The sequence below is a fragment of the Mycobacterium sp. TH-M25 genome (genome assembly GCF_057473665.1).
Genome location: NZ_JBYCLA010000399.1, coordinates 1 through 8,519, shown reverse-complemented (window position 1 = coordinate 8,519; position 8,519 = coordinate 1). Strand labels below are relative to the sequence as shown.

The 8,519-nt window shown below is 66.7% G+C and carries 8 protein-coding genes; 2 read left to right on the top strand and 6 right to left on the bottom strand.

The features are described 5' to 3' along the window. The 3 genes from AC2VOU_RS13435 to AC2VOU_RS13425 all read right to left on the bottom strand — a co-directional run. Positions 1-743 (bottom strand): HAD family hydrolase (locus AC2VOU_RS13435; RefSeq protein ID WP_486957828.1); only part of this gene is annotated, 743 nt, incomplete at its 3' end. Between the two features lie 28 nt (positions 744-771). Beyond that, entirely contained in the window at positions 772-1,557 is a 786-nt protein-coding gene (locus tag AC2VOU_RS13430; protein ID WP_486957827.1) for a lysophospholipid acyltransferase family protein, read from the bottom strand. 217 nt (positions 1,558-1,774) lie between these two features. After that, positions 1,775-2,545, bottom strand: a complete 771-nt coding sequence (locus AC2VOU_RS13425; protein ID WP_486957826.1) for a lysophospholipid acyltransferase family protein — start codon at positions 2,543-2,545, stop codon at positions 1,775-1,777. A 106-nt stretch (positions 2,546-2,651) separates the two neighbouring features. Between AC2VOU_RS13425 and AC2VOU_RS13420 the strand changes: the two genes are divergently transcribed. Then, a complete protein-coding gene (locus AC2VOU_RS13420; RefSeq protein ID WP_486957825.1) occupies positions 2,652-4,202 on the top strand; it encodes a Rieske 2Fe-2S domain-containing protein in 1,551 nt (516 codons plus the stop codon). Further along, the gene (locus AC2VOU_RS13415) at positions 4,199-4,543 is read left to right on the top strand and encodes a hypothetical protein (protein WP_486957824.1); all 345 of its coding nucleotides are present in this window, start codon (positions 4,199-4,201) and stop codon (positions 4,541-4,543) included. The genes AC2VOU_RS13420 and AC2VOU_RS13415 overlap by 4 nt, the downstream gene beginning before the upstream one ends. A 120-nt stretch (positions 4,544-4,663) precedes the next feature. On the opposite strand, the gene AC2VOU_RS13410 is transcribed toward AC2VOU_RS13415, so the two are convergent. The 3 genes from AC2VOU_RS13410 to serS form a co-directional block, all read right to left on the bottom strand. Further along, positions 4,664-5,794 carry a GGDEF domain-containing protein gene (locus AC2VOU_RS13410; protein WP_486957823.1) on the bottom strand — a complete coding sequence of 377 codons (1,131 nt, stop codon included), beginning with the start codon at positions 5,792-5,794 and terminating at the stop codon, positions 4,664-4,666. Positions 5,795-5,930: 136 nt separating this feature from the next. Beyond that, the gene (gene purT, locus AC2VOU_RS13405) at positions 5,931-7,130 is read right to left on the bottom strand and encodes a formate-dependent phosphoribosylglycinamide formyltransferase (protein WP_486957822.1); all 1,200 of its coding nucleotides are present in this window, start codon (positions 7,128-7,130) and stop codon (positions 5,931-5,933) included. Then, positions 7,127-8,389: a serine--tRNA ligase gene (gene serS / locus AC2VOU_RS13400; RefSeq protein WP_486957821.1), complete on the bottom strand. Its 1,263-nt coding sequence runs from the start codon at positions 8,387-8,389 to the stop codon at positions 7,127-7,129. The genes purT and serS overlap by 4 nt, the downstream gene beginning before the upstream one ends. Positions 8,390-8,519 lie beyond the last annotated feature (130 nt).

The window sequence follows — 8,519 nt, the reverse complement described above, 5'->3', positions numbered from 1 at the left end:
GCGAGCGCATCCGGATGCGCGTTCCCCATCGCCACCCCGAGGCCGGCCCGCAACAGCATCGGCACGTCGTTGGGCATGTCGCCGAACGTGACCCAGTCACTGTCCGGAATCCCAAGCGGCCCAGCAATTTCAGCGATGCCAGCGCCCTTGTTCACACCGACCGGCACGATCTCGATCAGGCCGTTGTCGGTCGAATAGGTGAGGTCGCCCTCGGCCGCGACATGCCGGGTCAGCGCAGCCGCCATGTCGGCACTGCGCGCGCCTGCCTTACGAACCAGCAGCTTGATCGCGGGAGCGCTGAGCAGGTCTTCGATCGAGACCTCGGTGTTGTCGGGGTTGAGCCAGGCATGCTCGTAGCCCGGCGAGCTGACGAATTGCGGGGTGGCGCTGTCGTGTGCGCTTTCACCGACCCGCTCGACGGCCAGCCCCGCACCGGGGATCACCCTGGTGGCGATCTCGGCCAGCGCGCCTAACGCGTCCACCGACAAGGTTTTCGCCGACAGCACTCGATCGGTCGCCGGGTCGTAAATCACAGCGCCATTGGCGCACACGGCCATTGGGGCAAACCCGAGCCCGTCGACCACTGGCGGGATCCACCGTGGCGGGCGACCGGTGGCCAGCACAAACACCGCGCCGGCAGCGACCGCCGCGCACACCGCGTCGCGGGTGCGAGGGGTGACCTTTTCGTCTTCGTTGATCAGGGTGCCGTCGACATCGCAGGCGATCAGCGCGGGCAGGGTCACAGTGACAGTCTGCCTTCGCGGTCGAGGATCAATGCGTTCCACTCGGGTTCTGCCCCGAACGGGTCACGCCGTCGGTGCCGTACTTGTTCAGCCGCTCCTGCAATTCCATCAATCGGAGCTTCTGCGAATCGTCGCGGGTCGGCGCAGTGCCGCCGAGTCGGCGCGGCACCCAGTATTCGCCCTCGGGATGCGGGTACTCCTCTTGCACCTGGTAGAGCAGTTCATTCATCGTCTGGCGCAGCTTGGCGTTGAGTTCCTCGGGCGTCCCGTGCGGAGGTAGCGGGCGGCCCGCGGCGACAGTGACCGGAATCCTGTTGCGGAGCAATTTCTTCTCGTGGTCTTTGGTCCAGATCCGGTGGGCGCCCCAGACGATCAGCGGGACGATCGGCACCTGCGCCTGCAAGGCCATCCTGGCCGCGCCGGTCTTGAACTCGCGCAACTCGTAGCTGCGGCTGATGGTGGCCTCGGGATGCATCCCGATCAGCTCACCCGCGCGCAGGCGCTGCACTGCGACGTCGAATGCGTCATGCCCGTTGCGGCGATCGACCGGAATCAGTCGGGCGTGCTTGATCACGAAGTTCATCGCCTTCACGTCGGCCATCTCGGCTTTGACCATGAAGTACATCCGTCGACCGCGCTCGCGGGCGGCGAACAGCGGCGGAAGCCAATCCAGGTAGCTGGTGTGATTTTGGGCGAGCAATGCGCCACCGCGTCGAGGGATGTTCTCCAACCCGCGGAAGGTGAACTTCGTCCCGTTCAGGGCGACAACCGGGGGCACCACCCACTCTCCGAACCGGTAGAACGGCTCTGCCATGGCGGTCGCTCCTCCCATCCGTTGCTGTCAGCCAGGCACGGCCTTCTCAGTGTCCTCAATAAATTTTGCCTTCGCTACCGTAGGTACGCCGAGGGCATGGGCTGCGCAGACATTTGTCGAGCGCGATACGGCGGCGAGATCATTCCCCCGCGAAGCGCACTGTCCGCGACTTTTGGAGTGACCCGGCGGCGACAACGGCGGCCAGGTTCTGTCGCCGTCAGTCGGTGCGGCCCGCCTCACGGGCGGCCCGGGCAGCCGCCCGCTGGCTGGCTTCCTCAGCGTCCGATTGAGCGGCCTCGGCCAGGGTAGGCGCACCGCCGCCGAGCCGATGCGGCACCCACCACTCGCCGGCCGGGTGCGCCGGGTAGCTGTCTTGTGCCTGCTCCAACAGATGCTGCATCCGCGAGCGCAACAGGGCGGTCAACTCGGCCGCCGGCAGCGTCGGCGCAATCGGCTCGCCGACCACGATCACGATCGGCACCTTGGGCCGGAGCAACTTCTTGGGGTGGCCTTTGGTCCAGATCCGCTGGGCGCCCCAGACGAGGTGCGGGATGATCGGCACGCCCGCCTCGATCGCCATCCGGGCGGCACCCGACTTGAAGTCCTTGATTTCGAAGCTGCGGCTGATCGTGGCTTCCGGGTAGACGCCGACGAGTTCACCGGCCTTGAGCCGGTCGACGGCGGCTTGGTAAGACGCTGCGCCGCTGGACCGGTCCACCGGGATGTGCCGGCAGCCCCGCATGATCGGGCCGGTGATCTTGTTGTCGAAGACTTCTTGCTTCGCCATGAAGCGGACCTTGCGCGCGCGGTGCTCGCGGAACGCGGGCAGCCCGGCGAGGGTGAAGTCGAAGTAGCTGGTGTGGTTGATCGCAATGACGGCGCCGCCAGTGGCAGGAATGTTCTCCTGCCCGATGACCGTGAAACGCAGCCCCTGCACCCGCCACGTCAGCCGCACCAGCGCGATCACTGTCCCGTATACCGGTTCCACGGTGCTCAAGCCTAGTGTTCGGGGCTTCGGGGCTCTAGCCGATCCGGCATTTCTCCGGTCTGCGGCTAAGCTCGAGGCGTCAGACTCTCGCAACCAAAGGGTGTCAGTGCAGGTCACAAGTGTCGGCCACGCCGGCTTTCGGATCGATACGGCGGCCGGCAGCATTCTGTGCGACCCGTGGGTCAACCCGGCCTATTTCGGGTCGTGGTTTCCGTTCCCGGACAACCGCGGCCTGGATTGGCGCGCCCTCGGCGACTGCGACTACCTGTACGTCTCGCACCTGCACAAGGACCACTTCGACGCGCAACTGCTGACCGAGCACGTCAACAAGGACGCGGTCGTGCTGTTGCCCGACTACCCGGTACCGGATCTGAAAAACGCGTTGCAGACGCTGGGATTTCACCGGTTCTTTGAGACCGCTGATTCGGTAAAGCACCGGATCGGTGGCCCCAAGGGCGAGTTGGACCTCATGATCATCGCGCTGCGCGCACCCGCCGACGGCCCGATCGGCGACTCCGGGCTGGTGGTCGGCGACGGCATCACCACGGTGTTCAACATGAACGACGCGCGGCCGGTCGATCTGGACGCGTTGGCATCCGAGTTCGGCCACATCGATGTCCACCTGCTGCAATACTCCGGCGCGATCTGGTACCCGATGGTCTACGACATGCCCGAGCGCGCCAAGAAGTCGTTCGGGATGCAGAAACGGCAGCGTCAGATGGACCGGTCTCGCCAATACATCGCGCAGGTCGGGGCGACGTGGGTGATACCGTCGGCCGGACCACCGTGCTTCCTCGACCCCGCGCTGCGTGACCTCAACGACGACCACGGCGACCCCGCCAACATCTTTCCGGATCAGATGGTCTTTATCGACCAGCTGTGCCGCAACGGCCACGACCGCGGGCTGCTGATGATCCCCGGCTCGACTGCCGAGTTCACTGGGAGGCAACTGGATTCGCATCAGCACCCGCTGCCCACCGAACAGGTTGAGGCAATTTTCACCACCGGCAAGGCGGACTACATCGCCGACTACGCCGCCCGGATGATGCCGGTGCTGGCGGCGGAGAAAGCGCGCTGGGCACCCGCGGCCGGCGACTCGCTGCTGGAGCCGCTGCGCGCGAAGTTCGAGCCGATCATGCTGGCCGGCGACGAGATCTGCGACGGCATCGGCTACCCGGTCGAGTTGGTGCTCGGCGCAGAGCGGGTCGTGCTGGATTTTCCCAAACGGACGGTGCGCGAGCCGATTCCCGACGAAAAGTGCCGCTACGGCTTTGCTATCCCGGCCGAGCTGGTACGGACCGTGCTGCGCGACGACGAGCCCGACTGGGTCAACACCATCTTCCTGTCCACCCGGTTCCGGGCCTGGCGGGTCGGCGGCTACAACGAGTACCTGTACACGTTCTTCAAATGCCTGACCGCCGAGCGGATCGCCTACGCGGACGGCTGGTTCGCCGAGACCCACGACGACTCCGCGTCGATCACCATGGACGGCTGGGAGATTCAGCGCCGCTGCCCACACCTGAAAGCCGACCTGTCCAAATTCGGCGTCATCGAGGGCAAAACCTTGACCTGCAATCTGCACGGCTGGCAGTGGAACCTGGAAAGTGGCCGCTGCATCACCGCCCGCGGTCACCAGCTTCGGAGCACACGGCGATGAGCGCCGACACCTACGACTCCTTCGACGACGGCCTCGTCCAACTGGACCGCGAGGCAATCACCCTGCGCCGCTACCACTTCCCTTCAGGAACCTCGAAGATCATCGCGCTGCCGCACGTTCGCGGCTACCGGGCCGAGCCGCTGGGGTTGTTCATGCACAGATTTCACATCTGGGGCAGTTGGGATCTGCGCCGCTGGCTGCCGCTGGACATCGGCCGGCCCTTCCGGTCGACCCTGATCACGCTCGACGTTCCCGGTACCCGGCCCAGCCCGGCGTTCACACCGGCCGACGCCGACGCATTCACCGCGCTGCTCGACCGCCTGCTCGACGAGCGGGGTTAGCGCCCTGCGTCGGCCGGTGCCTGCTCGTGTCGACTGTGCAGTTTGTATACGGGAATTCACGTCCTGGGCACCCAAAAGCTGCACAGTCGGCGCCCCGGTAAACGGCCTCGGCGCGCCCAGCTACGCGCTGATGCCGTCTCGGAAATCGGTCTCGTCGACGAAGCTGGTCAGCGGCGACGGCAGCGGCCACTCGTGGTGGCCGGCCTGGTTACCGCCGCGTCGCTTGGCGGCGTACATCGCGGCGTCGGCGGCCGCGATCAACTCGATGAGGAGGTCGCTGCGGCTACCAGTGCGGTAGGCCGGATGGATGCCGGCGGTGCCGATGCTGGCGGTGATGCCGAACGGCAACGCGGCGATCTCGTCGCAAAACTGCTGCGCCCAGCGGTCGACTTCGTCGGGGTGCCAGATGTCGGCGACGACGAATTCCTCGCCGCCCGAACGGCCGATCACCGCAGTGTCGTCGGCGGTGTCGCGCAGCGCGCGGGCCACCGAGACGAGCGCGTCGTCGCCGGTGCTGTGCCCGTAGCTGTCGTTGAGTTGCTTGAAGCGGTCCAGGTCGATCACGCAGACGACGACGAACCCCTGTTGCTGGCTGGCCCGCTCCAGACACGCCTTGGCCCGACGGTGAAAGGCCCGCCGGGTGAACAGCCCGGTCAGCTGGTCACGCTCGGCACGCACTGCATCGGCGCCCAGGACGTGCACCACGACCTGAACGCCGAAGGGCACTGCCAGGTTCAGCAGCAACAGCAGCGCGCTGCAGCAGAGCGCGGTGACGCTGTTGAACTGCTCGGAGACCCGAAAACCTTCGTAACCGCTGACCGCACTGGCGACGGTGAAGTTGTAGGCCATCAGCCACGCCCGGTGGAACAACGCGATGTAGCTGGCCATGGTCGCGAACGTGGCGCAGGTGAGCATCGCGATCAACGGATCGCTTTGGGCCACCGAAATCAGCGCGATGCAGGCGGTGGACGCCAGTGCAAAACGGATTGCGGTGCTTCGCGCGGGCCAGCGCAGCCCCCAGAGCAAGGCGCCGGCCGCTGCGCCGACGGCCGATGCCACCGCGCAGGTAACGGCTACGGTGCCTTTCGGTCCGGTCGGAGTCCAGATCGTCCCGAGCGCGACCAGCGCCAGCCCGCCGGCAATGACCGCGACGGTGATCCGGGTCAGGGTGTCCATGCCGCGGGCAGCCAGGTGTGCGCTCAGTCGGTCATAGTGATCGGATTGGCGCCACCACTGCGCAAGCCACCCCATCGCGTTTCACACCCTTCAGATGCGGCCGCCTATCCCCACATGCAGGCCTCTGATCAGCAAATAATAGAGCAGCGAAGAAAGTGCCAGGGGCCTTTGACCACTCGACCCACGACAACGGGCTATGTCGCGGCGGCGCTCAGATGTCGCGCGGCCTGACCCGCCTCGCCGCCTCGACCGCGTTGCGCCGCGCGGTGTCCAGGTTTTCGTCGTAGGCCAGTGCCACACCCATGCGCCGCTTGACGAAGCTTTCTGGCTTTCCGAACAGACGCAGGTCGGTCCGCGGCACCCGCAGTGCTTCGTCCACACCGTCGAAGACCAGGCCCTCGGCGTCCACGCCACCGTAGATCACCGCACTTGCTCCTGGGGTCTTGCACGTGGTGTCAACCGGAAGCCCGAGTATGGCCCGAGCATGGAGTTCGAATTCGTTCTGCCACTGGGTGACCATCGTGACCATTCCGGTGTCGTGCGGGCGCGGGCTCACCTCGCTGAACCACACGTGGTCACCCTTGACGAACAGCTCGACCCCGAAAATCCCTTGTCCGCCAAGCTTTTCGGTGACGATGCGGGCGATTCGCTGCGCGTTGTCGAGCGCGGCGGCCGACATCGGGTGTGGCTGCCAGCTCTCGACGTAGTCGCCGCCGACCTGCTGGTGGCCGATCGGCGCGCAGAACCGAGTGGCCACAGCACCGTCGTCGCCGCGCGCCCGGACGGTCAATAGCGTTATCTCGTAATCGAAGTCGATAAAACCCTCGATGATGACGCGGCCGTGACCGACCCGGCCGCCGACCATCGCATGGGCCCAGGCCGCCGCGACATCCTCGGGTCCGTCGAGCTTGCTCTGACCCTTGCCCGAACTGCTCATCACCGGTTTGACCACGCAGGGGTAGCCGATGGCGTCGGCGGCCGCCTGCACTTCGGCCTGCGAGTCGCAGAACCGGTACGGGCTGGTGGGCAGGCCGAGGGTTTCGGCGGCCAGCCGCCGAATACCCTCGCGGTCCATGGTCAGGCGCGCGGCCCGGGCGGTGGGGATCACCCGCACGACACCGGCCGCTTCCAGCTCCTGCAGCACCTCGGTCGCGATGGCCTCGATCTCGGGAACGACGATGTCGGGTCGGTCGGCCTCGATCAGCGCCTTGAGCTGGTCTGGATCCGACATCGCGATGGTCCGCGCGTGGTGTGCCACCTGCTGCCCCGGCGCGTTGGGGTAGCGATCGACGGCGATGGTCTCCACGCCCAGACGCTGCAGCGCGATCACTACCTCGCGGCCGAGTTCGCCGGAACCGAGCAGCATCACCTTGGTCGCGGTTGGCGACAGCGGGGTTCCGATGGTGGTCATCGGCGACGCGGTTCGAGCACCTCGGTGCCGACGAAGGGCACCAGCGCGGCAGGAACCCGCACGGTGCCGTCCGGCTGCTGGTGGTTCTCCAGGATCGCGACCAGCCAGCGGGTGGTGGCCAGCGTGCCGTTGAGCGTCGCGGCGGTCTGCGGTTTGCCGGCCGCGTCCCGGTAGCGGGTGGACAGGCGGCGGGCCTGGAACGTGGTGCAGTTCGACGTCGACGTCAGCTCCCGGTACGCCTGCTGCGTGGGCACCCACGCCTCACAGTCGTATTTGCGCGCCGCCGATGACCCGAGGTCGCCTGCGGCCACGTCGATCACCCGATACGGCACCTCGATGCGGGCCAGCATCTCGCGCTGCCAGCCGAGCAGCCGCTGGTGCTCGGCCTCGGCATCGGCGGGGTCGCAGTAGACGAACGCCTCGACCTTGTCGAACTGATGCACCCGGATGATGCCGCGGGTGTCTTTGCCGTAGCTGCCGGCTTCGCGGCGAAAACACGACGACCAGCCGGCATAGCGCAGCGGTCCGTCGGACAGATCGAGGATCTCGTTCGAGTGGTAGCCGGCCAGCGGTACCTCCGAGGTGCCGACCAGGTAGAGATCGTCGGCTTCCACGCGATAGATCTCGTCGGCGTGGGCGCCGAGGAACCCGGTCCCCGACATCACCTCGGGCCGCACCAGCACCGGCGGGATGATCGGCGTGAAGCCGTTGTCGGCGGCCAGCCGGACCGCCATGTTCAGCAGGCCCAGTTGCAGCAGCGCGCCCCGGCCGGTGAGGAAGTAGAACCGCGAGCCGGACACCTTGGCGCCGCGTTCCATGTCGATCAGGCCGAGCTTCTCGCCGAGTTCCAGGTGGTCCTTGGGGTCGGCGATCGCGGGCAGTTCGCCGACGCGCTCGAGTTCGACGAAATCATCTTCGCCGCCGGCGGGGACGCCGTCGATGATTACGTTGGAGATCGCCATGTGCGCGGCGGTGAACGTGGCCTCGGCCTCGGCCTGTTGCGTTTCGGCCGACTTCACCTCTTCGGCCAGCTCCTTAGCCTGCTGGAGCAGCTTCGGGCGCTCGTCGGGTGAGGCCTTGCCGACGGCCCTGCTCACGATCTTCTGATCGGCGCGCAGCGAGTCGGCGCTCGCGATCGCGGTCCGGCGCGCGGTGTCGGCCGCCAGCAGGATGTCGACCAGCGTCGGGTCCTCGCCCCGCTTCGTCTGCGACTCGCGTACGGCGTCGGGGTTGTCCCGGAGCAGTTTCAGGTCGATCACGGGCTAGAACCCTACTTGGTAGCCAGGCATCCACGGCAAGCATTTCACTTGTGTAACAGCTGTCACTTGACGAGGTTCGCCTGTCAGAATGGAGGCGATGTGGCACCCATCCGAACGCAACGACCGCGAC

Excerpts from the sequence above, each read along its gene's own strand:
- AC2VOU_RS13430 (WP_486957827.1), bottom strand. The coding sequence starts at position 1,557 with ATGGCAGAGCCGTTCTACCGGTTCGGAGAGTGGGTGGTGCCCCCGGTT.
- AC2VOU_RS13415 (WP_486957824.1), top strand. The coding sequence starts at position 4,199 with ATGAGCGCCGACACCTACGACTCCTTCGACGACGGCCTCGTCCAACTG.
- AC2VOU_RS13410 (WP_486957823.1), bottom strand. The coding sequence starts at position 5,794 with ATGGGGTGGCTTGCGCAGTGGTGGCGCCAATCCGATCACTATGACCGA.
- purT (WP_486957822.1), bottom strand. The coding sequence starts at position 7,130 with ATGACCACCATCGGAACCCCGCTGTCGCCAACCGCGACCAAGGTGATG.